This is a genomic window from Mycolicibacterium agri, from assembly GCF_002553505.1.
GTDB classification, from domain to species: domain Bacteria; phylum Actinomycetota; class Actinomycetes; order Mycobacteriales; family Mycobacteriaceae; genus Mycobacterium; species Mycobacterium agri.
This window is the reverse complement of the sequence record NZ_PDCP01000024.1, coordinates 29465-52466: the sequence shown is the minus strand read 5'-3', so window position 1 is coordinate 52466 and position 23002 is coordinate 29465. Positions and strand designations below refer to the sequence as shown.

General features: G+C 66.5%; 20 protein-coding genes. 11 read left to right on the top strand and 9 right to left on the bottom strand.

The genetic code is table 11. The annotated features are described in order from the left end of the window. The first annotated feature begins 2 nt into the window (after window positions 1–2). From CQY20_RS15055 to CQY20_RS15010, 10 genes are read left to right on the top strand one after another with little or no spacing between them, the layout of a single operon-like run. On the top strand, window positions 3–893 hold the full coding sequence (locus tag CQY20_RS15055) for a carbohydrate ABC transporter permease (protein ID WP_097940881.1): 891 nt from the start codon (window positions 3–5) through the stop codon (window positions 891–893). Further along, on the top strand, window positions 893–2035 hold the full coding sequence (locus tag CQY20_RS15050; RefSeq protein WP_097940880.1) for an ABC transporter ATP-binding protein: 1143 nt from the start codon (window positions 893–895) through the stop codon (window positions 2033–2035). The genes CQY20_RS15055 and CQY20_RS15050 overlap by 1 nt, the downstream gene beginning before the upstream one ends. After that, a complete protein-coding gene (locus CQY20_RS15045; protein ID WP_371871128.1) occupies window positions 2032–3174 on the top strand; it encodes an ABC transporter ATP-binding protein in 1143 nt (380 codons plus the stop codon). The genes CQY20_RS15050 and CQY20_RS15045 overlap by 4 nt, the downstream gene beginning before the upstream one ends. Next, complete coding sequence (gene derK, locus CQY20_RS15040; protein ID WP_097940879.1) at window positions 3171–4916, top strand: D-erythrulose 4-kinase; 1746 nt, start codon at window positions 3171–3173, stop codon at window positions 4914–4916. Before CQY20_RS15045 ends, derK begins: the two co-directional genes overlap by 4 nt. Continuing rightward, window positions 4917–5378: a ribose-5-phosphate isomerase gene (locus tag CQY20_RS15035; protein WP_097940878.1), complete on the top strand. Its 462-nt coding sequence runs from the start codon at window positions 4917–4919 to the stop codon at window positions 5376–5378. After that, entirely contained in the window at window positions 5375–6916 is a 1542-nt protein-coding gene (locus CQY20_RS15030) for a sugar ABC transporter ATP-binding protein (protein WP_097940877.1), read from the top strand. Before CQY20_RS15035 ends, CQY20_RS15030 begins: the two co-directional genes overlap by 4 nt. Beyond that, entirely contained in the window at window positions 6913–7953 is a 1041-nt protein-coding gene (locus tag CQY20_RS15025) for an ABC transporter permease (RefSeq protein WP_097940876.1), read from the top strand. Before CQY20_RS15030 ends, CQY20_RS15025 begins: the two co-directional genes overlap by 4 nt. Before the next feature lie 50 nt (window positions 7954–8003). Beyond that, a complete protein-coding gene (locus CQY20_RS15020; RefSeq protein ID WP_097940875.1) occupies window positions 8004–9056 on the top strand; it encodes a substrate-binding domain-containing protein in 1053 nt (350 codons plus the stop codon). Between the two features lie 8 nt (window positions 9057–9064). Continuing rightward, a complete protein-coding gene (locus tag CQY20_RS15015) occupies window positions 9065–9829 on the top strand; it encodes a GolD/DthD family dehydrogenase (RefSeq protein WP_097940874.1) in 765 nt (254 codons plus the stop codon). Window positions 9830–9863: 34 nt separating this feature from the next. After that, window positions 9864–10787: an EamA family transporter gene (locus CQY20_RS15010; protein WP_097940873.1), complete on the top strand. Its 924-nt coding sequence runs from the start codon at window positions 9864–9866 to the stop codon at window positions 10785–10787. On the opposite strand, the gene CQY20_RS15005 is transcribed toward CQY20_RS15010, so the two are convergent. The 4 genes from CQY20_RS15005 to CQY20_RS14990 all read right to left on the bottom strand — a co-directional run bounded on the left by CQY20_RS15005 (window position 10784) and on the right by CQY20_RS14990 (window position 14812). After that, a complete protein-coding gene (locus tag CQY20_RS15005; protein WP_097940872.1) occupies window positions 10784–11641 on the bottom strand; it encodes an ABC transporter permease in 858 nt (285 codons plus the stop codon). The genes CQY20_RS15010 and CQY20_RS15005 overlap by 4 nt on opposite strands. Beyond that, on the bottom strand, window positions 11638–12513 hold the full coding sequence (locus CQY20_RS15000) for an ABC transporter permease (protein ID WP_097940871.1): 876 nt from the start codon (window positions 12511–12513) through the stop codon (window positions 11638–11640). Before CQY20_RS15000 ends, CQY20_RS15005 begins: the two co-directional genes overlap by 4 nt. 3 nt (window positions 12514–12516) lie before the next feature. Further along, window positions 12517–13713, bottom strand: coding sequence for a polyamine ABC transporter substrate-binding protein (locus CQY20_RS14995; RefSeq protein WP_097940870.1), 1197 nt, complete (start codon window positions 13711–13713; stop codon window positions 12517–12519). 70 nt (window positions 13714–13783) lie between these two features. Beyond that, on the bottom strand, window positions 13784–14812 hold the full coding sequence (locus CQY20_RS14990) for an ABC transporter ATP-binding protein (RefSeq protein ID WP_371871138.1): 1029 nt from the start codon (window positions 14810–14812) through the stop codon (window positions 13784–13786). A 423-nt stretch (window positions 14813–15235) separates the two neighbouring features. Here CQY20_RS14990 and CQY20_RS14985 point away from each other — a divergent pair, with 423 nt between their 5' ends. Beyond that, window positions 15236–15664 (top strand): type II toxin-antitoxin system Rv0910 family toxin, encoded by a 429-nt coding sequence (locus tag CQY20_RS14985; protein WP_097940923.1) that lies wholly within the window; start codon window positions 15236–15238, stop codon window positions 15662–15664. A gap of 16 nt (window positions 15665–15680) precedes the next feature. Here the strand turns inward: CQY20_RS14985 and CQY20_RS14980 are convergent, their stop codons facing one another. The 5 genes from CQY20_RS14980 to CQY20_RS14960 are packed head-to-tail and all read right to left on the bottom strand — an operon-like array spanning window position 15681 to window position 22999. After that, window positions 15681–17195: an MFS transporter gene (locus CQY20_RS14980; protein WP_097940922.1), complete on the bottom strand. Its 1515-nt coding sequence runs from the start codon at window positions 17193–17195 to the stop codon at window positions 15681–15683. Window positions 17196–17235: 40 nt separating this feature from the next. After that, window positions 17236–18396 carry a DmpA family aminopeptidase gene (locus tag CQY20_RS14975; protein ID WP_097940868.1) on the bottom strand — a complete coding sequence of 387 codons (1161 nt, stop codon included), beginning with the start codon at window positions 18394–18396 and terminating at the stop codon, window positions 17236–17238. A gap of 10 nt (window positions 18397–18406) precedes the next feature. Continuing rightward, window positions 18407–19909, bottom strand: a complete 1503-nt coding sequence (locus tag CQY20_RS14970; RefSeq protein WP_097940867.1) for an APC family permease — start codon at window positions 19907–19909, stop codon at window positions 18407–18409. A gap of 43 nt (window positions 19910–19952) precedes the next feature. Next, entirely contained in the window at window positions 19953–21344 is a 1392-nt protein-coding gene (locus tag CQY20_RS14965; RefSeq protein ID WP_097940866.1) for a glutamine synthetase family protein, read from the bottom strand. Beyond that, on the bottom strand, window positions 21341–22999 hold the full coding sequence (locus tag CQY20_RS14960; protein WP_272938815.1) for a flavin-containing monooxygenase: 1659 nt from the start codon (window positions 22997–22999) through the stop codon (window positions 21341–21343). Before CQY20_RS14960 ends, CQY20_RS14965 begins: the two co-directional genes overlap by 4 nt. Between the last annotated feature and the right edge of the window lie 3 nt (window positions 23000–23002).

Below are 23002 nucleotides of genomic sequence, written 5' to 3'. Positions count from 1 at the left end.
CCATGGCAGTCAAGGTATTCAAGACCTCCCGCACTGAGCTGGCACCCGGCCAGAAGCGGCTGTCCTTCAGCTCCGCGGCCGCAGACCTCGGCTTGATCTTCTGGTTCATCTTCTCGCTGTTTCCGATCTTCTGGATGCTGATGCTGGCGCTGAAGAACGCCGAGGAGCAGACCACCACGTACTTCTCGTTCAGCCCGACGTGGTCGAACTTCGCGACGGTGCTGTCCGACAAGGGCACCGAGATGACCAGCGTCGACTTCAAGGCGTCGCTGCTGACCAGCCTGCTCAACTGCGGTGGCGCGGTGATCGTTTCGCTGGTCATCGGCATCCCAGCCGCCTACGCCGCCGGGCGTTGGCAGTACAAGGGCAGCAACGACCTGATGTTCCAGATGCTGTCGTTCCGGTTTGCACCCGAGCTGATGGTGATCGTGCCGCTGTTCGTCATCTACAACCAGATCGGGCTGTTCGACACCAAGGTCGGCATGATCTGGGTGCTGCAGCTGGTCACCATGCCGCTGGTGGTGTGGATCCTGCGGTCCTACTTCCAAGACCTTCCCGAAGATCTCGAGCAGGCGGCGCTGCTCGACGGCTACACCCGCAAAAGGGCTTTCCTCATGGTGGCGTTGCCGATCGTGCGCCCCGGCATCGCGGCAGCGGCCCTGCTGGCGTTCATCTTCGCCTGGAACAACTACGTCTTCCCGCTCATCCTGACCGACAGCAACGCAGGCACCGTCACCGTCGCGATCACCAAGTTCCTCGGCGGCGGGGGACAGGCGTACTACAACCTGACCGCCGCGGCCGCGATCATCGCAGCGCTGCCGCCCCTCATCCTGGCGCTGACCATTCAGCGCTACCTGGTGCGGGGCCTGTCCTTCGGGGCGGTGAAGGCCTGATGGCAACCGTATCGATCACCAATCTGCACAAGTCGTTCGGCAGGACGTCCAACCCGATCCGCGCGGTCGACGGGCTGTCGGTCGACATCGCCAACGGCGAGTTCTTCGTCATCCTCGGTCCCAGCGGCGCCGGCAAGACCACGACGCTGAAATCGGTTGCCGGGCTGGTCGACATCGACGAGGGCACGATCGACATCGGCGGTCGCGACGTCACCCGCGTCGAGCCCTACCACCGCAATGTGGCGATGGCGTTCGAGAGCTACGCCCTCTACCCACAGAAGACCGTGCGGGAAAATCTGGCCTCGCCACTGAAATCCGGCCGCACCGGCCAGTACACCGAAAGCCAGCGCGCCGAGCGCATCCATCAGGTGACCACCACGCTGGGCATCAACCACCTGCTCGACCGGTTCCCGCGCGAGTTGTCCAACGGACAGCGCCAGCGTGTGGCGCTGGGCCGCGTGCTGGTGCGGCCCGCCGACATCTACCTGCTCGACGAACCGCTGAGCCATCTCGACGCCAAGCTGCGTGCGGCGATGCGGGCCGAGCTCAAGCAGCTCGGCGCCATGTCGAACACCACGACGCTCTACGTCACGCACGACTACCAGGAGGCGCTCGCGCTCGGTGACCGCATCGCGGTCATGCGGAAGGGCAGGCTCGTGCAGATCGGGACGCCCGCCGACATCTGGCGTCGGCCCGCCGACACCTTCGTCGCGCGGGCGCTGGGGCAGCCCGAGATCAACCTGCTCGACGGTGTCGTCGACGACGGCCGCATCCGCCTCGGCGACGGCTCGTTCGACGTGCCGATCCCGGCCGACGCCCACAGCGACTGCAGCCGCGGCGATCGGGTTCGGGTCGGCCTGCGGCCCTGCGACATTCACGTGGTCGGCCCGGATGTCGACGGTGCAGGAATCCGGGGCCGGGTGGTGCTTGCCGAACGTCTGGGCCGCAACGTCGAACTCACCGTCGACGCCGGCGGTGTGCAGCTGATCGTGCTCACCTCCGGGCGGGACGGCGTCACCGAAGGCGCGACGGTCACGCTGACCGTCGCCGACTCCGACATCCACGTCTTCGCCGCTGGTGACGGTGACACGCCGCGGCTGGGGCTCCCCGACCGCGCATCGCTATTGGAGGCAGCACAGTGAGTTTGTTGACGACGCGGTCTCGGACACGCGACACGGCCGACACCGCCTCAGTGGCGCAGAGCCTCACGCTCACCGATCTGGTCAAGGTCTACCACGGCCGCGAGGACGTGCCCGCGGTCAAGGGCATCAACCTCGCGATCGAGCCCGGCGAGCTCGTCGCACTGCTGGGCCCGTCGGGCTGCGGCAAGACCACAACGCTGCGCATGATCGCCGGATTGGAAACGGTGACAAGCGGTTCCATCCGCATCGGCGATCGGGAGATCTCTCAGCTGCCTGCGGCCAAGCGCGGCATCGGCGTCGGGTTCGAAAGCTATGCGCTGTACCCGCCGATGTCGGTGCGGGAGAACCTGCTCTACGGGCTGAAGGCGCGCAAGGCGAAAGGCGCCGAGGAACGGGTCGCGTCGATCAGCCGCAGGCTCGAAATGGACGACATGCTGGAGCTGCGGCCCGCGGGCCTGTCCAGCGGCCAGAAGCAGCGGGTGGCTCTGGCTCGTGCGCTGGTGCGCAACCCGCCGGTGCTGTTGCTCGACGAGCCGCTTTCGCACCTGGACGCGTCGGCACGGCAACGCGTGCGGCGCGAACTGAAGGTGCTGCAGCGCGAATTCGGTTACACCACCATCGTCGTCACCCACGATCAGGTGGAGGCGCTGTCGCTGGCCGACCGGCTCGCAGTGATGGACGCCGGAGTGGTGCAGCAGTTCGGCACGCCCGACGAGGTATTCGACGACCCGGCGAATCTCTTCGTCGCGCAATTCGTCGGTGAACCCCAGATCAATGTGCTGCGCGGGGTGGCGCGCGTGCGCGACGGCCGAGCGCACGTCGAAATCGGCGCCAACGCAGGCGGTTTGGACACCACCGTGACCGGCGTCGCCGACGGTACCCGCGTCAGCGTCGGGATCCGGCCGCAGGACTGCGCGCTGTCGACCGACACGCGTGCCGGGGTCAGGGCCACCGTCGCCTACTTCGAGCACCTGCTCGAGTTCGGCCTGGCGACCGGCACGGTCGCCGGACTGGAGGAGGGCATCGTCGTGCAGACCCCGGCCGCCGACCACTACGAAATCGAACAGCAAGTGGTCGTCACGGCACCGCCAGAACGTGTGTATCTGTTCGACATCGAATCCGGAGAACGGCTGCGATGACAAAACTGTGCAACGACCCGGCCCGCTTCACCGAGGACATGCTGGCCGGATTCCTCGACGCCAACGCGCGTTACGTGGTCGGCGTGCCCGGCGGCGTCGTGCGGGCACACAAGACCCGGCCCGGCAAGGTCGCCGTGGTGATCGGAGGCGGCTCCGGGCACTATCCCGCGTTCTGCGGCACGGTCGGCCCCGGTTTCGCCGACGGCGCGGTCGTCGGCAACATCTTCACCTCGCCCTCGGCCGACGAAGCCGCGTCGGTGGCGCGTGCCGCTCATTCCGACGCGGGCGTGTTGCTCACCACGGGCAACTACGCCGGCGACGTGATGAACTTCAACCTCGCCGTCTCGGCGCTGCGCAGCGAAGGCATCGACGCGCACTACTTCGCCGTCACCGACGACGTGGCCAGCGCACCGCGCGGCGAAGAAGACAAAAGACGCGGCATCGCAGGGGATTTCACGGTCTTCAAATGCGCAAGCGCGGCTGCGGAGGACGGCGTGGACCTGGCCGGGGTGATACGGGTCGCCGAGGCGGCCAATGCCGCCACCCGCACCCTCGGCGTCGCGTTCGACGGCTGCACGCTGCCGGGCGCCGACGCACCTCTGTTCACTGTGCCCGCCGGACGGATGGGCGTCGGCCTCGGCATCCACGGCGAACCCGGAATCGCCGAGGAAGAGATGCCCACCGCCGCGGGGCTGGCCGCGACCCTGGTCGACGGTGTGCTCGGCGACCGCCCCGACGCCACCGAACAGCGGATCGCGGTCATTCTCAACGGCCTCGGCCGCACCAAGTACGAAGAGCTGTTCGTCGTGTGGGGCGAGGTGTCGCGGCTGCTGCGCGAACGCGGATACGTCGTCGTGGAGCCGGAGGTCGGTGAGCTCGTCACCAGCCTGGACATGGCCGGTTGCTCGCTGACGGTGATGTGGCTCGACGACGAGCTCGAAAAGTACTGGACCGCACCGGCCGACACCCCGGCCTACCGCAAGGGCGCCGCAGCGCAGCCCTCGCCCAACGGGCAGGCGCGCCGGATCGCGGAGACCGCGACGGCCTCGACCACACCTCCGCTGGCCGAACTCGCCGACGACGACGGCCGCCGCGGCGGACGGCTGGTGGCGCGGGCTCTCGACGCGATGGCGGCGATGCTCGCTGACGCCGAAGAGGAGCTGGGCCACATCGACGCCGTCGCAGGCGACGGCGACCACGGCCGCGGAATGGTCAAGGGCTCCAGCGCGGCTCGCGACGCGGCGGCGCAGGCCGTGGCGGACGGCGCAGGTCAGGGTTCGGTGCTCACCGCGGCGGGCAAGGCATGGGCGGCGAAAGCCGGCGGCACATCGGGAGTGCTCTGGGGTGCGCTGCTCAGCGCGCTCGGCGCACGGCTCGGCGACACGGGCAGGCCCGGCTCGGCAGACATCGCAGGCGCGATGCGGGACGGGTACGAGGCGATGATCCGGCTCGGCGGCGCCGCGCCCGGCGACAAGACGATGCTCGACGCACTGCTGCCCTTCGTCGACGAACTCGACCGACGCGTCGCCAACGGCCAAGCCTGGCAACAGGCTTGGCGCGCGGCGGCGGACACCGCCATCGACGCGGCCCGCGCGACCGCCGAAATGCGCCCCAAGGTCGGCCGCGCCCGGCCGCTAGCCGACCGCAGCGTCGGTACACCCGACGCCGGAGCCACATCACTGGCGATGTGTGCACGCACCGTCGCCGACTGCTTCACGCTCACCACCCAAGGAGACAACTAAATGGCCCTGAGAATCGTCGTCGGCTCCGACGACGCAGGCTACGAATACAAGGAAGCCCTCAAGGGCGACCTGGCGGCAGACCCCCGTGTGGAGGTCGTCACCGATGTCGGTGTCGGCGCCGACGAGGACACCGCCTATCCGCATGTCGCGGTCGCCGCGGCCCGGCTCGTCGCCGAAGGCAAGGCCGACCGCGCGCTTCTGGTGTGCGGCACCGGTCTCGGCGTCGCCATCAGCGCGAACAAGGTGGCCGGCATCCGCGCCGTGACAGCGCATGACAGCTTCTCGGTGGAGCGCTCGGTGCTGTCCAACAACGCGCAGGTGCTGTGTCTCGGTCAGCGCGTCATCGGACTGGAACTCGCCCGGCGGCTCGCACGCGAATGGCTCGGGTACGAGTTCGATCCGCAGAGTAAATCGGCCGACAAGGTCGAGGCCATCGAGAAGTACGACCCGGTAGCGCAATAGTGCAAACACTGCTCGAATGCTCCGGAATCACAAAGAGTTTCGGAGGTGTCCCGGTCCTCAAGGGTGTGGACCTGCGACTCGAGCCCGGCACGGTGACCGCGCTGGCAGGCGAGAACGGCGCGGGCAAGTCCACGTTGATGAAGATCGTCAGCGGACAGTACAGCGCCGACGACGGCACCGTATCGGTGCACGGCAGCGCGCTCGCGCCGGGCAATCCCCGCGATGCGGTGCGCCACGGTGTGGCGATCGTTCCGCAGGAACTGGCCTCGATCGAGGACATGACCGTCTACGAGAACCTGTTCGTCGGACGTGAACTGCGCCGCGGACCGTTCCTGAACCGGCGCGCGATGATCGCCGAGGCGCGGGAGACGCTCGGGGTCTTCGACGTCGCCATCTCACCCACCGCGCGGATGGGCAGCCTGCCGGTCGGGCTGCGCCAGATCGTCGAGATCGTCAAGGCCGCCCGCACCGGAGCCCGCGTCGTGATGCTCGACGAACCGACTTCGGCGATCTCCGAACGTGAAGTCGAGGGCCTCTACCGAATCGTGCGCCGGCTGCGCGACCAAGGCGTGGCGATGGTGTACACCACGCACAAGATGGCCGAGATCCGCGCCATCGCCGACCGGGTCGTGGTGCTGCGCGACGGCGGGTTGATCCTCGACACCCCGATCGACGAGGTGACCGACGACGAGATCGTCACCGCGATGATCGGCCGCGAACTCGACGCCCTGTTCCCGCAACGTCCCGAGCCCGGCACCGACACGGTGCTCGAGGTGCGCGACCTTCAGGTCGACGGTGCCTCAGGGCCCGTCTCGTTCTCGGTGCGCGCGGGCGAAATCGTCGGACTCGCCGGACTCGTCGGCGCAGGCCGCACCGAGCTGCTCGAGGCGATCTTCGGTGCCAGGCGCAGCACGTCGGGCTCGGTGCAGGTGCGCGGCCGACCGGTCAAACGCAACCAACCCGCGGCCGCGATCACCGCGGGCATGGCCATGGTGCCCGAGGACCGCAAGCTCAACGGGGCTGTCCTGTCGATGAGTGTGCTCGACAACGGTTCCCTGCCGCGGCTGTCGGCGTTCTCGCTCGCCGGGTGGCTGCGCGGAAAGGCGCGCAGCACAGCGGTTTCCGATGTGATGTCGTCGGTGCGGCTGCGCAGTAGGGGACTCGGACAGGAAGTCGGCACGCTGTCGGGAGGCAACCAGCAGAAGGTGGTGTTGGCGCGGTGGCTGACCGGTGACGTGTCCGTCCTGCTGCTCGACGAGCCCACCCGCGGCGTCGACGTCGGCGCCCGCAGCGAGATCTACCGCATCATCACCGAATTCGCGGCCAACGGCATGGCGGTGCTGATGGCCTCGTCGGACATGCCTGAAATCGTCGGGCTGTCGCATCGCGCATTCGTCATGCGCGCCGGGCAGCTGGTGGGCGAACTCGACCGCGACGCGCTGGACCACCCTGCGGTTCAGGAGTCCGTTTTCCGGTTGGCGACCGCACTCGACGAAGCGCCGACCGACGCGCCAGAAAATCAGGAGGCTGCATCGTGACCACCCAGCTCGACGGCGAAGAGGCCGTGGTTTCGCGGGCTCCCACCGTAGCCTCACCGGCCACCGGGGAGCCGGTGCGACTGTTCTCCCGCGAGTGGTTCGCCGGCATGGCACTGCGCTACGCGATGGTGCTGGTGATGCTGCTCGTCATCGCTTACTTCAGTTACCGCAGCGCCCGATTCGGCACGATGGACAACCTGGTCACCATCCTGGTGGCCGCGGCACCGTTCGCGCTGATCGCGTTGGGTCAGACCCTGGTGATCCTCACCGGCGGCATCGACCTGTCGGTCGGCAGCGTCATCGCGGTCTCGGCGATGGCCGCTGCGGCCACGGCCAAAGCCAACCCCGGTCAGGTGTGGCTGACGGTACTGGTCGCCATGGTCGTCGGCCTCGGGGTGGGCTGCATCAACGGAATCCTGGTGTCGCGCATCAACGTTCCACCGTTCATCGCGACACTGGGTACGTTGACCGCCGGGTCGGGTATGGCCTACGTCATCGGCGGCGGTGCCCCGATCAACGGGTTGCCGCCGGAGTTCGGATCGATCGCCAACACCAAGATCCTCGGCCTGCAGATCCCGGTGCTGCTGATGATCGTCGGCATCGTCGTGCTGGCCGTGGTGATGAAGCGCACCACGTACGGCATGCGCGTCTACGCGGTGGGCGGCAACCGCAACGCTGCCGAGATCGCCGGCATCAACACCAAGAACGTTTTGTTCAGCGTGTACGCATTCTCCGGTCTGCTGGCCGGGATCTCGGGCGTCATGCTGGCATCCAGGGTGATTTCCGGACCGCCCAACCTCGGGCAGGGCTACGAGCTTGATGCCATCGCCGCGGTGGTGATCGGCGGCGCCAGCCTGATGGGTGGTCGCGGCACCATCTGGGGCACCGCGCTGGGCCTGCTGATGATCCAGACTCTCAACAACGGACTCGACATCCTCGTCGTCCCCGCTTACTGGCAGGACGTCATCAAGGGCGTGCTGATCGTCGCAGCCGTCGCCGTCGACGTGTGGTCCTCACGTCGACGAGCAAGTACCTGAATTCCAACCGTCATCAGATCCGCTGTCGCACAGAGAAAGAGAACCGTCAAATGAAATTAGCATCAAAGATCGGCGCCCTCGCGGCGGCGAGCACCCTCGCCGCGGGTCTGACGGCCTGTGGTGCCGGTGACCCCGAGGCCAACAGCGACACCACCCGCATCGGGGTGACCGTCTACGACATGAGTTCGTTCATCACCGCGGGCAAGGAGGGGATGGACACTTACGCCAAGGACAACAACATCGAACTGGTGTGGAATTCCGCCAATCTGGACGTATCCACGCAGGCCAGCCAGATCGACTCGATGATCAATCAGGGCGTCGACGCGATCATCGTCGTTCCCGTTCAAGCGGATTCGCTGGGACCGCAGGTGGCCACCGCCAAGGCGAAGGGCATCCCGCTGGTGCCGGTCAACGCCGCACTCGACAGCAAGGATGTCGCGGCCAGCGTTCAGCCCGACGACGTGGCGGCGGGCGCGCAGGAAATGCAGATGATGGCCGACCGGCTCGGTGGCCGCGGCAACATCGTGGTGCTGCAGGGGCCGCTCGGGCAGTCCGGTGAACTCGACCGCAGCAAGGGCATCGACCAGGTGCTGGCCAAATACCCCGACATCAAGGTGCTCGCCAAGGACACCGCGAACTGGAAGCGCGACGAGGCCGTGAACAAGATGAAGAACTGGATCTCGGGCTTCGGCAACCAGATTGACGGCGTTGTCGCACAGAACGACGACATGGGACTCGGCGCGTTGCAGGCCCTCAAAGAGGCCGGCCGCACGGATGTCCCGATCGTCGGCATCGACGGCATCGAGGACGGCCTCAACGCGGTCAAGAGCGGTGAGTTCATCGGCACCTCGCTGCAGAACGGCACCGTGGAACTGGCGGCGGGCCTCGCGGTGGCCAACAAACTCGCCAAGGGCGAGGAGGTCGACACCGAACCGGTCTACATGATGCCCGCGATCACCAAGGAGAACGTGGACGTCGCGATCCAGCACGTGGTGACCGAACGCCAGCAGTTCCTGGACGGGCTGACCGACTTGACCAACAAGAACCTCGAAACCGGTGACATCGCCTTCGAAGGTATCCCCGGGCAGAAGCAGGCGTCATAGGAGGCGAGATGCCAGCAGACAAAGTGGATTTCGACTTCTCGCTGGCCGACAAGGTCGCCCTGGTGACCGGCGGGGCCACCGGCATCGGGGCGGCCATCGCCGCGGCCTGTGCAACCAAGGGTGCGCGCATCGCGGTCGTCGACCTCAACGAAGCGGGTGCCGCAGACGCGGCCGCATCACTGCCCACCGAAAGCCGCGGATTTCGTTGTGACGTCGCCGATCCCGATGCCGTGCGGGCGACCGTCGATGCCGTACAGGACGCGTTCGGCCGCATCGATATCCTGGTCAACAGCGCGGGCATTGCGCTGTTGGCCCCGGCCGAGGAACTGACGCTGAAGGCGTGGGACTCCACCATCGACGTCAACCTCAAGGGCACGTTCTTGATGTGCCAGGCGGTGGGCGCGTCGATGCTGGCGTCCGGCGGCGGGGCGATCATCAACATGGCGTCGCAGGCAGCGACGGTGGCCCTCGATCAGCACGTGGCCTACTGCGCGTCGAAGTTCGGTGTGGTCGGGGTGTCGAAAGTGCTGGCGGCCGAGTGGGGATCGCGCGGCGTGCGCGTCAACACGATCTCGCCGACGGTGGTGCTGACCGACCTCGGCCGCAAGGCGTGGGAGGGGCCGCACGGGGATGCCCTCAAAAAGCAGATTCCCACCGGACGCTTCGCGTATCCGGATGAGATCGCCGCGGCCGCGGTGTACCTGGCCTCCGACGCCGCGGCGATGGTGAACGGCGCCGACCTGCTCATCGACGGGGGCTACACCATCAGGTAGGCCACGCGCTGACCGTTCATGATTCGTGAACGGTATGTCCACGAAAATCACGTGGACGTGGACGGTTCGGATCACGTTCAATGCAGGAGTGATCGGCAACCAGGCCCGCACCGGCGCCTTCATGGCGATGGGTTCGATGATGTGCGTCCAACTGGGGTTGGCGATCGCCGTCACCCTGATCGACCGCATCGGCGTCGAGGGCGCGGCGTGGCTGCGACTGGCCTGGGCCGGTCTGCTGATCCTGCTGATCGTGCGTCCGCGCCCCGCGGCGTTCACCCGCTCCACGTTCCTGGTGTGCGTGGTGCTCGGTGTGGTGACCGCCTCGGTCACCATGCTGTTCATGGCGGCCCTGGATCGAATCCCGTTGGGCACGGCCAGCGCCCTCGAATTCCTCGGGCCGCTGGGGGTGGCGGTGGCCCACGGCAAGGGGCGGGCGCGCGTGCTGTGGCCTGGCGTCGCCGCCGCCGGGGTCGTCCTGCTCACCCAGCCGTGGGCGGGCTCGGTCGATCCAGTCGGGGTGCTGCTCGCGCTCGGCGCGGCGGCCTGCTGGGCCGGCTACATCCTGCTCACTCAGCGCGTGGGCGACGAGGTCGTCGGCATCAACGGGCTTGCGGTGTCCATGCCGGTGGCCGGCCTGGTCGCGACCGCCGTGGTGGGGCCGAGCGTGTTCGGCCGCATGACACCCGACATTCTGCTGATCGGGATCGGGCTCGCGATCCTGCTGCCGGTCGCGCCGTTCACGCTGGAGATGTTGGCTCTTCGCCGCCTCACCACCGCGGCGTTCGGAACGCTGATGGCGCTCGAACCGGCGTTCGCGATGATCGTGGGGCTGATCATCCTGCACCAGGTGCCCGGACCCGGCGGTGTGGTCGGCATCTGCCTGGTGGTGGCCGCAGGCGTCGGCGCGGCCCGCACCGGCGCGCGCCAGCCTTCACCGACTCCCGTCGAAATCGGTTAGGTGACTTGCTTGCGCCGCACCAGCGTGCCCAGCGCCAGCAGGATCAGGCTGATCACCAGAATGGCGGTGGCCAGCACGTTGATCTGCGGCGGTACCGCGGCCTTGACGGCCGCGTTCACGTACAGCGGATAGGTCACCGTCGAACCGCTGACGAAGTACGTGATGATGAAGTCGTCGAGCGACAACGCGAACGACAGCATGGCCGCCGCAATGATGCCCGGAACGATCAGCGGCAGCGTCACTTTGAAGAAGGTGCGAGTCGGGCTGGCGCCCAGGTCCAGCGACGCGTCCTCGAGCGTCCAGTCGAATCCACGCACTCGCGCGCGCACCGTCATCGCGATGAAGCTGATCTCGAACGCGACGTGGGCGATGATGATGGTGGAGTAGCCGGTCGCCCAGTTCAAGTTGAGGAACAGCGTCAACAACGCGGCGCCCATCACCACTTCGGGGGCGGTCAGCGGTATCACCAAGAACGTGTCGACCGCGGTCTGCCCGCGGAACCGTTGCCGCACAAGCGCGATCGCCACCAGCGTGCCGAAGACCAGCGCGATCGCCGTCGACACCGCGGCGACGTTGAGGCTGAGCTTCAACGCATCGGTCAGTGCCGGGTACTTGAACGGGTCGGCCCAGTTCTTCAGCGTGAAGCCCTGCCACGAGTAGTTGAACTTGCCCTGCGGGTCGTTGAAGGAGAACAGAATGATCACGAAGATCGGCAGGAACAAGTAGAGCAAGACCAGGCCGGCCACGATGCGCAGGATCCAGTCGCCCCATTTCGGGCTGCCTTTAACGGTTTTCGGAGGCTGGTCGACCTGCTCAGCCGCGGTCGACACCACGGCGCCCGCCTGTGTTGTCATACCAGATCCTCCGTACCCAGCGCCCTGGTGTAGAGCAGCACGCCGACCAGGATGATCACCATCAACACCATGGACAGTGCTGCCGCGTTGGGATAGTCCTTGACCACCAGGAACTGCTTCTGGATGACATTGCCGATCATGGTGGTCTGGGTACTGCCCAGATAGTCGGCGTTGATGAAATCGCCGACGGCCGGGATGAATACCAGCATGCTGCCGGCCAGTACACCGGGCATTGCCAGTGGCAGGATCACCTTGCGGAACGCCCGGGCATTGGAGGAGTACAAGTCCTTCGACGCCTCGATGAGCCGCGGGTCGATCTTCTCCAGGCTGACGTACAACGGCAGGATCATGAAAATGATCCAGTTGTACGTCAATCCGCCGATCACGGCGTAACTCGTCGACAGCAGGCGACCCTCATCGGGCAGCAGGCCGATGGCGCCGAGCGCGCTGACCACCCAACCGTCGTCCGCCAGAATGGTTTTCCAGGCGATCGTCCGGATCAGGAACGTCACGAAGAACGGCAGGATCACCAGCCCCAGGATGAGGTTCTTGTACCTGCCGGCTTTGAACGCGATGACGTAAGCCAGTGGAAACGCCATCACCAGGCACAGCACCGTCGCCACCCCAGCGTAGGTGAACGACCGGATGATCTGGTCGCGGTAGTGGCTGAACGCCTCGGTGTAGTTGGCGAAGTCCCACGAGAACGTCAGCGTCGGCAGGAAGACCGAACCACCCGTCGACGACAGTGAAGTACGCGCCAGCGTGAAAAACGGGATGACGAAGAAGATCCCGAGGTACACCAGCGCGGGCAAGATCATCAGATAGGGAGCGATCTTGCTGCGCTGGCGACTGCTGCTGGCTACACCTGCCATCGATCAACCACCGGTAACCGCTGCGTACATGGTGTTGAACTCCTGGGTCTGCTCGTCGGTGAGCGGGGCCCAGGACTTGAGCTTCGCGGCGTCCTCCTCGGTCGGCACGATCAGCGGGTTCTTCGACAGACTCGGGTCGACCTTGTCGAGTTCCTCGTTCATGTCCGCCAGCACCGGCACGAACTGCACAAAGGCAACAAGCTTGGCGTAGTTGGGCTTGTCGTAGACGTAGTTGATCCACTCCTCGGCGGCGGCCTGATTCTTCGTGGTGTAAGGGATCACCATCGTGTCGATGAACCAGTCGCCGCCGGACTCTGGAATGACGAACTGCAGATCGGGGTTGTCCGCCTGCAACTGGATCACATCGCCCGAATATGCCTGTGCGACGGCGATATTGCCCGCGGCCAAGTCGTCGGCGTAGTCGTTGCCGGTGAACCTGCGGATCTGTCCCTTGTCCTTCTGCTCGCGGACCAGGTCGACGGCCTGCTGAATGGCCTCGGGGGTGGGATCCTCCGGCGAATTGCCCTGCGCCTGCATGATCATGCCGAGCCCGTCCTGGGTGTCCGACAGCAGGCTGACCCGGCCCTTGAACGCCGGATCCCACAGGTCGTCGATGGTCCTGATGTCGCGACCGGTCGCGGCCTTGTTATAGGCCAGCCCGACCATGCCGGTGAAGTACGGCGCGGTCACCTTGCGGCCGGGATCGACCTTGGAGTCGAGCAGATCCTGGCGCAGATTCTTCTTGTTGGGCACGCGGGCTTCGCGGATCTCGTTGAGCCAGCCAAGTCCCTTGATACGGGCCGCCATGAACTCGGTCGGCACCGCGAGGTCGGCACCGATGTCCTGCTTGCGCGACAGCGGTTCCTTGACCTTGGCGAACCACTGCTCGTTGTCGTTGAAGTCTTCCTTGTAGTCGACGGTGAGCCCGGTCGCGTTCTGGAAGTCCGCAACGAAACCGTCGGCCATGTACAACGGCCAGTTCGAAACCCGAAGCTCGCCGGATGCGGGCGCGCCGTCGTCGGGCGGCGCCGATGCCGCGGGTGACTCTCCGCCGCCGCCACTGTCTGACCCGCAGGCGGCGAGGAACGAGGGACCAAGGATTGCCGCGGCTGCGGCGGCCGCACCGCCGCCGATGAATCGTCGGCGCGAGGTGCGGTTGGCCACAAGACGGGCGAGCCGAGCATCGATCTCGGTGTACATCTCTCGGGGCATGGCGACTGTGCCTTTCGTGATCCGGCGAAAAGGGGGAGGGGCGTTGACGGGGGAGCCGTCAGGAGTCGTCGAGCATCTCCTCGAGATCCTCGGTCGTCGGAATGTCGGCTGCCGGAAGCACCAGCGACGCCTCCGGTGACCAGCTGACGTGCACCTGGTCGCCCGGGCGCAGCAACGGCAGGTTCTGCTCCGGTCCGACGTGGGCGATGATCGCCGAATCATCGGGAGCGGCCAGCGAGAGCCGCACGACCGGACCCTGGAACGTCAGGTCGGTCACCGTGGCGCGGACTCCCGCGACGTCGCCGGTCGGCGGCTCCATCGAGACGCGGACCCGCTCAGGGCGGATCATCAACGTGGCGTGGCCGCCGGGTTCGATCGTGGTGTCGCCGGCCCGCGCCTTCAGGGTGCTGCCCAACACCTGCACGGGGACGAAGCCGTTCTCGGCCCGCCCCGTCTGCTTGCCCGCCCACAGGTTGGCCTGGCCGATGAAGCTCGCGACGAACACGGTCGAGGGCCGGTCGTAGATCTCGGTGGGGGTGCCGATCTGGTCAACGTTGCCGGCGTTCATGACCGCGATGCGGTCGCTCATCGTCAACGCTTCCTCCTGGTCGTGGGTCACGTAGACGAACGTGATCCCGACCTCGCGCTGAATGCGTTTGAGTTCGAACTGCATGACCTGACGCAGTTTGAGGTCCAGCGCGCCGAGCGGTTCGTCGAGCAGCAGCGCGCTCGGATAGTTCACCAGTGCGCGGGCCAACGCCACGCGCTGTTGCTGGCCGCCGGAGAGCTGGGCGGGTTTGCGCTGTGCGAAGTCGGTCAGGCGCACGATCTCGAGCAGTTCGTCGACGCGCCGCTTGACCTCGGCCTTGTCCTTCTTCAGGCTGCGCGGTCCGTAGGCGACGTTGTCCCACACCGTCATATGCGGGAACAGCGCGTAGTGCTGGAAGACGGTGTTGACGTTGCGCTTGTGCGGTGGCACGCGCGAGACGTCCTTGCCTTCCAGTCGGATCGCGCCCTCGGTCGGCGTCTCGAACCCGGCGATCATCCGTAGCGTGGTCGTCTTGCCGCAGCCCGACGGGCCGAGCATTGAGAAGAACTCGCCGGACCCGATGGAGAAGTCGGCTTCCTTGACCGCCACGTAGTCGGCGAACCGCTTCGTGACGTTGTCGATCTCGATTACCGGGGTGCCCTTGGCGGGCGGGGTCCCGTCTCGTCCCGTCGCTTGATTGGCGGCGGTGGTATGTGTTCCGGTCAGGGCAAGACCTCCCTAAAGCCCCCGTAGCGTTCGGGTAAACAATCGCGGATTTCGTCGACCTTCGCAAGCGATTCCGCAACGATTTTTCATTTTTGCAATGGAATCGCTCGCGCGCACGCCGAATCGGGGACAGATTTCGCGGTTCGGCCCGTACCTGATCGTCCGCCGACTGATCGCAGCCTGCGGTGGTGCGGTCCCTGCGTGAGGCCTGTCAGTTTAGTTTCGCTGGCGGGCCCGCGGGGGTAGGTGAACATCATGGCAACAATTGATGTGGCGGTGGCCACCGACCTTGCTCCGCAGCAAGCCTGGAAGCTGGCTTCCGATCTGCACCGCTTCGACGAGTGGCTGACGATCTTCGGCGGCTGGCGCAGCGAGGTGCCCGCGCGGATCGAGGAAGGCGCCCAGGTCGCGTCGTGCATCAAGGTCAAGGGCTTTCGCAACATCATCCACTGGCGCGTCACCGGCTACCAGGAGCCGACGCTGATCGAAATGAAGGGCACGGGCCGCGGCGGCGTCCGGATCTCGCTGCGCATCGAAGTGCAAGACGACGCTCCCGGGTCGAAGTTCGCGGTGCACGCCGACCTGTCGGGCGGTCTGCTCAGCACCGGCATCGGCACCCTGGTGGCAAAGGTGTTGCGGTCGGAGGTCCGCAAGTCGGTGGCCAACCTCGCCGCGCTGCGGTAGCCGGTTGCGGTAGCCCTCAACCCCATTCGTGATTCATGGCGCGAGATTCGTAGCGCGCCTCGACGGTTTCGATAGCGCCGGCGCGCACCCGGGACAGCGCGATGAGCACCAGCGCCAGTGCTGCGGTCACCGCGCCGCCCAGGAAGATGGCGACGAAGCTGCTCTCCTGCGGCACGGTCGAGCCGTCGATCGTGCGGCCCAGCAGAACCGCGACGAGCGCGGCCGCGGCGGAGCTGCCGATGGTGCGGGCGATTGCGTTCATGCTCGTGGCCACGCCGGTCTCACCCGCGCTCACCTCGCTGACCACCAGCGCGGGCAGGGCGCCGTAGCCCAGCGCGATGTAGGCGTTGGCCAGGATGCTGGCCACCACGACCTGCCACGGCGCGGTATGCGCCAGGGCGGTGAGCAGAAAGCCGCTGATGCCGGCGGCGGCCGCGGCGACAAGCACCGGCCGGGCGCCGAAGCGGTCGATGAACCGGCCGCTGACCAGCGCGACGACGAAACCGGCGAGGGCGCCCGGCAGCAGGTAGACGACGCTGGCCTCGAGCACGGTGGCGCCGAAGCCGTATCCCGCCGCCTCCCGCGGGATCTGGACGAACAGCGTCAAACCCAGGAACGCGAAGTACAGGCCCATGCCCACGAAGATGGTGGCCAGGTTGGTGAGCAGGATCGGGCGACGGCTCAGCATCTGCGTCGACACCAACGGCTGACGCGCCCGCCGCTCCCACAGCCACCAGCCGACCAGGACGGCGACACCGCACACCGCGCACGCCAGGGTGCGGACCGACGCCCAGCCCCACGTGTTGCCTTGGGTCACCGCGAGCAGAACGGCAGACAGCCCGGCGGCCAGGCCTGCCGCGCCGAGCCAGTCGATGGTGCCGGACGCGCTGCGCGGCCGCGACGGCACGACCAGCACGACGATGGCGATCACCGCCACCGTGAACGCGGTGGTGAGCCAGAACACGCGGTGGTAGTTGGCGTCGTGATTGACCAGCAGCCCGACAACCACGAGCCCGGCGCCGCCGCCGAAGCCCAACGTCCCCGACAGCACGGTCATCGCCGACACCATGCGGTCTTCGGTCAGCTCCTCACGCAGGATCGCGATGCCCACGGGATAGAGCGCGAACGAGGCGGCCTGCAGCACCCGGCCCACGACGAGCAGCGCCAGCGACGACGTCGTGGCGGCCAGCAGCGAGCCGGCCAGCACCACGGCGAGCACCACCAGCAGCGAGCCGGCCAGCACCACGGCGAGCACCACCAGCAGCACCCGCTTCTTGCTGTGCAGGTCGGCCAGCCTGCCGATCAACGGGGTTGCGGCCGCGGCCGCAAGCAGGTTGGCCGTCACGGCCCAGCTCGTCGCGACGGTGGATTCGTTGAGTTGGTCGGCGATGATGGCCAGCACCGGCACGACCGCGGTCTGCAGGATCGCGACGGTCAGCACGACGACGCTGAGCCCGGCGACGAGAGCGCGGGGGCGGCGAAGGGGCTCACGGGTACGGGTGGTCGCCTCGGTCTCTTCGGCCCTGACCACGCACACTCCGATCGTTAGCTCATCTTCGCTTCCGTTCCGATTATGTCTTCCCGTTCAAAAGCGCCATCAACCGCTCATGGGGTAACCGCGGCGAGCGGTGCCCGTCGCGGCCGACCATGTCGTCGTTGACGACGAGCGCGTTGAGCACCGCCTCCTCGACCGACTGCACGACGGCGGTGTAGAGGTCGTCCATCCGGCCCCACGGCACGAAGGAGATGGTGCCGAACTCGTCGGCGCCGACAGGGCCGATCGGAAAGGCGCTCGCGAGTCCGGGCACCTCGGCGGTGGAGAACGCCAGAAAGATGTCACCGGAGAAATGGCTGCCCGCGGTTCCGGTGCGGGCCAATCCCAGCGGCACGCGTCTGGCCAACGCCTTGCACTGGCCGGGCAGAAGTGGCGCATCGGTGGCGACGATGGCGATGACGGAGCCCGCGCCCGGCGGCGGTGTGATGCCGAGGTCTTTTTCGAACCAGTCGCTGTCCAGAGGGTTGTCGTCGAGCAGGTGCGGACCGACATGTCTTCCGGCGACCGTCAATTCGGCCCGCGAGCCGAAGTTGGCCTGAACGAACGCCGCGACGGTGAAGGTCGTCTCGCCGTACTCGACCAACCGCGACGCGGTGCCGTTGCCGCCCTTGAACTCGTAGCAGTTCATGCCCGTTCCGCCGCCGACGGAACCCTCCGCGACCGGGCCCGGCGCAGCGGTGTCGAGCGCCGCTTCGACATGCTCGGGGCGCACGTGGCCGCCGTTGATGTCGTTGAGGTACCCGTCCCAGGTCTCTGCGCACACCGGCAGCAGCCATTGGCGCGCCAGATACGGGTTGACGCGGTTGACCCAGCGGATGACACCGGTGTGACAGTCACCCACCGCGTGCGTATTCGACAGCACCACAGGCAGATTGAACGAACCGGCCTCCTCGATCCAGGTGGTGCCCGTCATCTCCCCGTTGCCGTTGAGCGAGTACCACCCCGCGGCGCACGGCTGCCCGACACCGTCACGCCCGCGCGGCAGGATCGCCGTGACGCCGGTGCGCACGGGGCCCTTGCCCACGACGAGCGGACCGTCGCCTTCGATCAAGGTGACCACCCCGACTTCGACGCCGTCGACGTCGGTGATCGCGTTGTGCGGTCCCGGCCGCCCGGGCGGGGCAATGCCGAGTGCCCGCGCCCGTGGCCGACCGTCCGCCGTATGTGTGGCGCTCACCTCGTCGAATCTAGTGGTGTTTGGTGTGTGGGTCGTCGGTGTCGGCGAGTGATGTGCCGATGCGTTGCATGACTTCGGGTCGTTTGCGCAGGGTGTAGATCAGTAGGGCGATGCCGAGGATGATCCAGGCGATGTAGATGAAGGGTAGGGCGCCGTAGATGCCGGTTTGTAGTGGCCAGACGGTTTTGTAGAGGGGGTAGAGGAAGACGATGGAGCCGATGAGGCCTAGGACGCCGTGGCGGAACCATTTGAATTCGCCGATGCGTCGCATGTATCGGATCAGGCCGAAGTTGGTGCAGATGTAGGACACCAGGAATGCGATGGAGATGAGGAATCCGAAGTAGCCCCAGACGTTGAAGGGTCCGACAAGGAAGGCCAGTGGGACGCCCAGTGCCATGGAGATGGCGGCCATGACTGCGATGGCGATGCCGGGGGTTTGGCGTGAGGAGACCACGCCGAGGCGTTGGGGCAGGACGCGTTCGCGGCCGAGGGTGTAGAGCACGCGGGCGCCGGCCAGGAATGCGGTTTGGCTGAAGGCCAGGATGCTGCTGAGGGTGGCCAGTACGACGATGGCTAGGCCGAATTGGCCCCAGTAGGAGTTGGCGATGGTTTGCAGTGGTGCGGGGTCTTCGCCGAATTCGGTCATTTTGTCGATGCCGTAGCCGTAGACCATGGCGTAGGAGACCAGGATGTAGAAGGCGGGCACGGCGACGGCGGCGACCCAGAGTCCGCGGGGGATTTGGCGTTTGGGTTCTTTGACTTCTAGGCCTAGGGTGGCGCCTTCTTCGATGCCGACGTGGGAGAGCACGCCGTAGGTCATGGCCAGTCCGACCCCGCCCAGGGCCAGCGATCCGGCCGAGGAGACTTCAAATGGTGCGGTGCCGAAGCTGCCGCCGGTTTGCGGGCCGGAGATGAAGATCCAGGCCGCCAGTACCAGCAGTACGACGATTTCGAAGGCGAGCAGACCCAGTGCGGCGTGCAGTGATTGGCTGATGCCCAGGTAGGCCAGGGTACTGACGTAGGTCAGGGCCAGGAAGGTGAAGATCCACCACGGTACCGAGATGTCGAATTGGGTGTGCAGCCATTCTTCGACCCAGCCGCCGAAGACGGCGAAGCCGGCTGCTGAGAAGACCAGGTAGGCGCCGATGAACATCCAGCCGTAGACGAATCCGACGTTGGGGCCCCAGGCTTTGGAGTTCCATGTGTACAGCCCGCCGGAGGTGGGCAGTTTCTTGGAGAATTCGGCGAAGGTGTTGACCAGCAACAGGATTCCCGGCCAGACCAGTACGAACGCCAAGACCAGTGCTGCGCCGGCGAACTGGCCCATGAATTGCAGGTTCAGTGCGATCACCGAGGCCGGGCCGCAACCGGCCACCGATAAGATGGCGACCTGTTTCCAGTCGATCGCGCCGCGGCGCAGGGTGGGCTCGGAGCTCACCTGCGCCGGACTGACCTCACCATGAGGCGCAGTGGCGAACTCACCATGCGTGCCGATCTCATTGGTATCCGACATAGCACACCCGATCCTTTCCACACCCATGTAGCGCCTGGTAGAGCTACATCGCCTCCAAATACCGCGCCACTTCCCAATCCGTCACCGCGAGTGATTGGGCCTTCACCTCGGCGCGCTTCATGTGGACGTAGTGGTCGACGAAGTCGTCGCCGAACCATTCGCGTGCCGCCTCGCTCGCTTCCAGCAGGTCGACCGCCTCGGCGAGGGTCGTTGGCAGCATGGGCAATTCGTCGGTTGGCTGGCTGTAGACGTCGCCCTGGTTGAGCTCACCGGGGTCGATCTTGTTGAGCAGACCGTGCAGGCCTCCGGCGAGGGTTGCGGCGGTGGCCAGATACGGGTTGGCGTCGCCACCGGGCTGGCGATGCTCGAGGCGGGTGCCGTGCTCGCCCTCGCGGATGGCGCGCAGGCCGACCGATCGGTTGTCGATACCCCAGGTGGCCGTCGTGCCTGCCCACGAGTACGGCACGAACCGGCGATAGGAATTGGGCGTCGGCGCCATCAACGCGGTGAATTCCCGCATCGTGCTCAGCACTCCGCCGGCGAAATGCCGCATGGTGGTGGACAGTTCCTCGGGTGCGGTGGGGTCGTGGAAGACGCCGCGGTCCTGCTCGTCGCGCAGGCTGATGTGTACGTGGCAGCTGTTGCCCGCCCAACTGGTCGTGGGTTTAGCCATGAACGTGGCCAGCAGATCGTTCTGCGCGGCAATCTCTTTGACGCCCGACTTGAAAAGAAACGCGTTGTCGGTGGACGGCAGGCTGGGCCCGTAGCGCAGCGTGATCTCGAACTGTCCCGGGCCGGTTTCGGGATTGCACGCCTCGATCGGAAGACCGAACTCGAGCATCTGCGAGCGGATGATCGAGCCGATGTCTTCCTGCAGCGAGCCCATCACCACGCCGTAGGTGCTCGGCACATCCTGCAGCGGAACGAGTTCATCGGGTCGCTTGTGGTGCGCCGTCCCGGCTTTTTCGCGCAGCAGGTAGAACTCCAACTCCAGTGAGCTCATCGGTTCGTAGCCCATCTCGCGGGCGCGGGCGACGACCTGACGAAGCACACTGCGGGGCGAAATCGGAACGGGCCCACGGCCATCAGGCAGTTCCCAGTCGCACAGCATCAGCGCGGTGTTCGGATGCCACGGGATGATCCGGACGCTGTCGATGTCGGGGACGGCGTGGATGTCCGGGTAACCCTGGGTTTCGGTGGGGAAGTAGCCGCTGTAGTTGTCGGGTCGCGTCACCAGGTCCGACTCATCGACATGCATCACCCAGAACACGTCACAGATCGGCAGGCCATGGTCGAGCACCGTCGGGAGCTGCCCGATCGGAATTCGCTTGCCGCGCATGACGCCATGGGTGTCGCAGCCGCCCACCACGACGGTGGAGATCCCGTCGGCCTTCAAGTGCTCGGCGACTTCGGCTGGTGAGGTGTTCACCGTCATGTGCGCGCCCCTTCGCTGACCGTGATCGGACCGGCGCCGAGGATGAATCCGTCGTAACCGTTCTTGACGACCTGCTCGCATTCGTGCCGGTACTGGCCGCAGCCCGCCACGTACGGCATGAGCACTCGTGGCTTGCCGGGAATGTTTGCGCCGACGTACCACGAATTCGCCTGGGGGTAGAGAGTTTCGGCGGCGAGCTCGGCGACGTGCTCCATCCACCGCTGCTCGGCCTCGGGTGACGCTTCGATGCGGTTGAACCCGGATTCGCGGAGATGGCGAAGGCAGTCGGAGATCCAGTCCACGTGCTGTTCGATGGACACGACCATGTTGCTCAACACCGACGGGCTGCCGGGACCGGTGATCGTGAACAGGTTGGGGAAGCCTGCGATCTGCAGGCCAAGCAGCGTGCGGGGCCCGTTGGCCCAGTAGTCGCGCAGCAGGCGGCCGCCGGTGCCGCGGATGTCGATGTCGGCGAGCGCGCCGGTGATGGCGTCGTATCCGATGGCGAACACGATGCCGTCGACGTCCAGATGCCGGTCGGACAGCTGGATTCCGGTGCGCGTGATCCGGCTGATGGGATGTGCGCGCACGTCGATGAGTTCGACGTTGTCGCGGTTGTAGGTCTCGAAGTAGCCGATGTCCACACAGGTGCGCTTGGTGCCGATGTGGTGATTGGGACACAGCAGTTCGGCGGTGTGCGGGTCGCGCACGATCTGGCGGATCTTGGCGCGCGCGAAGTCTTGGGCTTCCTTGTTGGCGGCCTCGTTCGTGAAGAAATCGGTGAACGCAGCGGACAGCGCGTTGATTCCGCCGCGCTGCCAGCCTTCCTCGAAGCGGGCGCGCCGCTCATCGGGCGACACCTCGAACGTCGACTGCGTCGGAGGCGGGTGCGGCACACCGGCGTCGGAGTACTCACAGATCTTGCGGCGCTCGGCGAAGGTCGCGATCGCCGCTTCGAGTTCGACCTCGTCGAGCGGGCGGTTCTGCGCGGGCATGCTGTAGTTGGGGGTGCGCTGCAGGACATACAACTGGCGCGCGACAGCGGCGATGCGTGGGATCACCTGAATGCCGGAGGAACCCGTGCCGATCACCGCGACCGACTTGTCGGTGAAATCGACCGGCTGGTGCGGCCACCGCCCGGTGTGGTACCACTCGCCGGCGAAGTCGCTCAGGCCGGGGAAGTCCGGTTGCTTGACCACCGACAGGCATCCGGTGGCCATCACGCAGTAAGTGGCGCGCACAGTGTCGCCGGTGTCGCAGCGCAGCGTCCATGCGTTGGCGGCGTCGTCCCAGTCGGCGGTCAGCACCGTCGTGTTGAACGTGATGTCCCTGCGTAGATCGAAGCGGTCGGCGGCATGTTGCAGGTAGGCCAGGATCTCGGGTTGGGTCGCGTAGCGCTCTGTCCACCGCCACTCCCGCGTCAGGCTTTCGTCGAACGAGTAGGAGTAGTCGATGCTTTCGATGTCGCAGCGGGCGCCGGGGTAGCGGTTCCAGTACCACGTGCCGCCGACGTCGTCGCCGCGTTCCAGCACGCGCGCGGTCATGCCGAGCCCGCGAATCCGGTGCAGCATGTACAGCCCGGCGAAGCCGGCGCCGACGATCACCACGTCGACGCGGTCGTCGGCGCGTTGGCGGGAAAGTTGCTGGCTGGTCAATCG

Excerpts from the sequence above, each read along its gene's own strand:
- CQY20_RS15055 (WP_097940881.1), top strand. The coding sequence starts at position 3 with ATGGCAGTCAAGGTATTCAAGACCTCCCGCACTGAGCTGGCACCCGGC.
- CQY20_RS15050 (WP_097940880.1), top strand. The coding sequence starts at position 893 with ATGGCAACCGTATCGATCACCAATCTGCACAAGTCGTTCGGCAGGACG.
- derK (WP_097940879.1), top strand. The coding sequence starts at position 3,171 with ATGACAAAACTGTGCAACGACCCGGCCCGCTTCACCGAGGACATGCTG.
- CQY20_RS15035 (WP_097940878.1), top strand. The coding sequence starts at position 4,917 with ATGGCCCTGAGAATCGTCGTCGGCTCCGACGACGCAGGCTACGAATAC.
- CQY20_RS15020 (WP_097940875.1), top strand. The coding sequence starts at position 8,004 with ATGAAATTAGCATCAAAGATCGGCGCCCTCGCGGCGGCGAGCACCCTC.
- CQY20_RS15015 (WP_097940874.1), top strand. The coding sequence starts at position 9,065 with ATGCCAGCAGACAAAGTGGATTTCGACTTCTCGCTGGCCGACAAGGTC.
- CQY20_RS15010 (WP_097940873.1), top strand. The coding sequence starts at position 9,864 with ATGTCCACGAAAATCACGTGGACGTGGACGGTTCGGATCACGTTCAAT.
- CQY20_RS15005 (WP_097940872.1), bottom strand. The coding sequence starts at position 11,641 with ATGACAACACAGGCGGGCGCCGTGGTGTCGACCGCGGCTGAGCAGGTC.
- CQY20_RS15000 (WP_097940871.1), bottom strand. The coding sequence starts at position 12,513 with ATGGCAGGTGTAGCCAGCAGCAGTCGCCAGCGCAGCAAGATCGCTCCC.
- CQY20_RS14995 (WP_097940870.1), bottom strand. The coding sequence starts at position 13,713 with ATGTACACCGAGATCGATGCTCGGCTCGCCCGTCTTGTGGCCAACCGC.
- CQY20_RS14990 (WP_371871138.1), bottom strand. The coding sequence starts at position 14,812 with ATGCTCGGCCCGTCGGGCTGCGGCAAGACGACCACGCTACGGATGATC.
- CQY20_RS14985 (WP_097940923.1), top strand. The coding sequence starts at position 15,236 with ATGGCAACAATTGATGTGGCGGTGGCCACCGACCTTGCTCCGCAGCAA.
- CQY20_RS14970 (WP_097940867.1), bottom strand. The coding sequence starts at position 19,909 with ATGTCGGATACCAATGAGATCGGCACGCATGGTGAGTTCGCCACTGCG.
- CQY20_RS14965 (WP_097940866.1), bottom strand. The coding sequence starts at position 21,344 with ATGACGGTGAACACCTCACCAGCCGAAGTCGCCGAGCACTTGAAGGCC.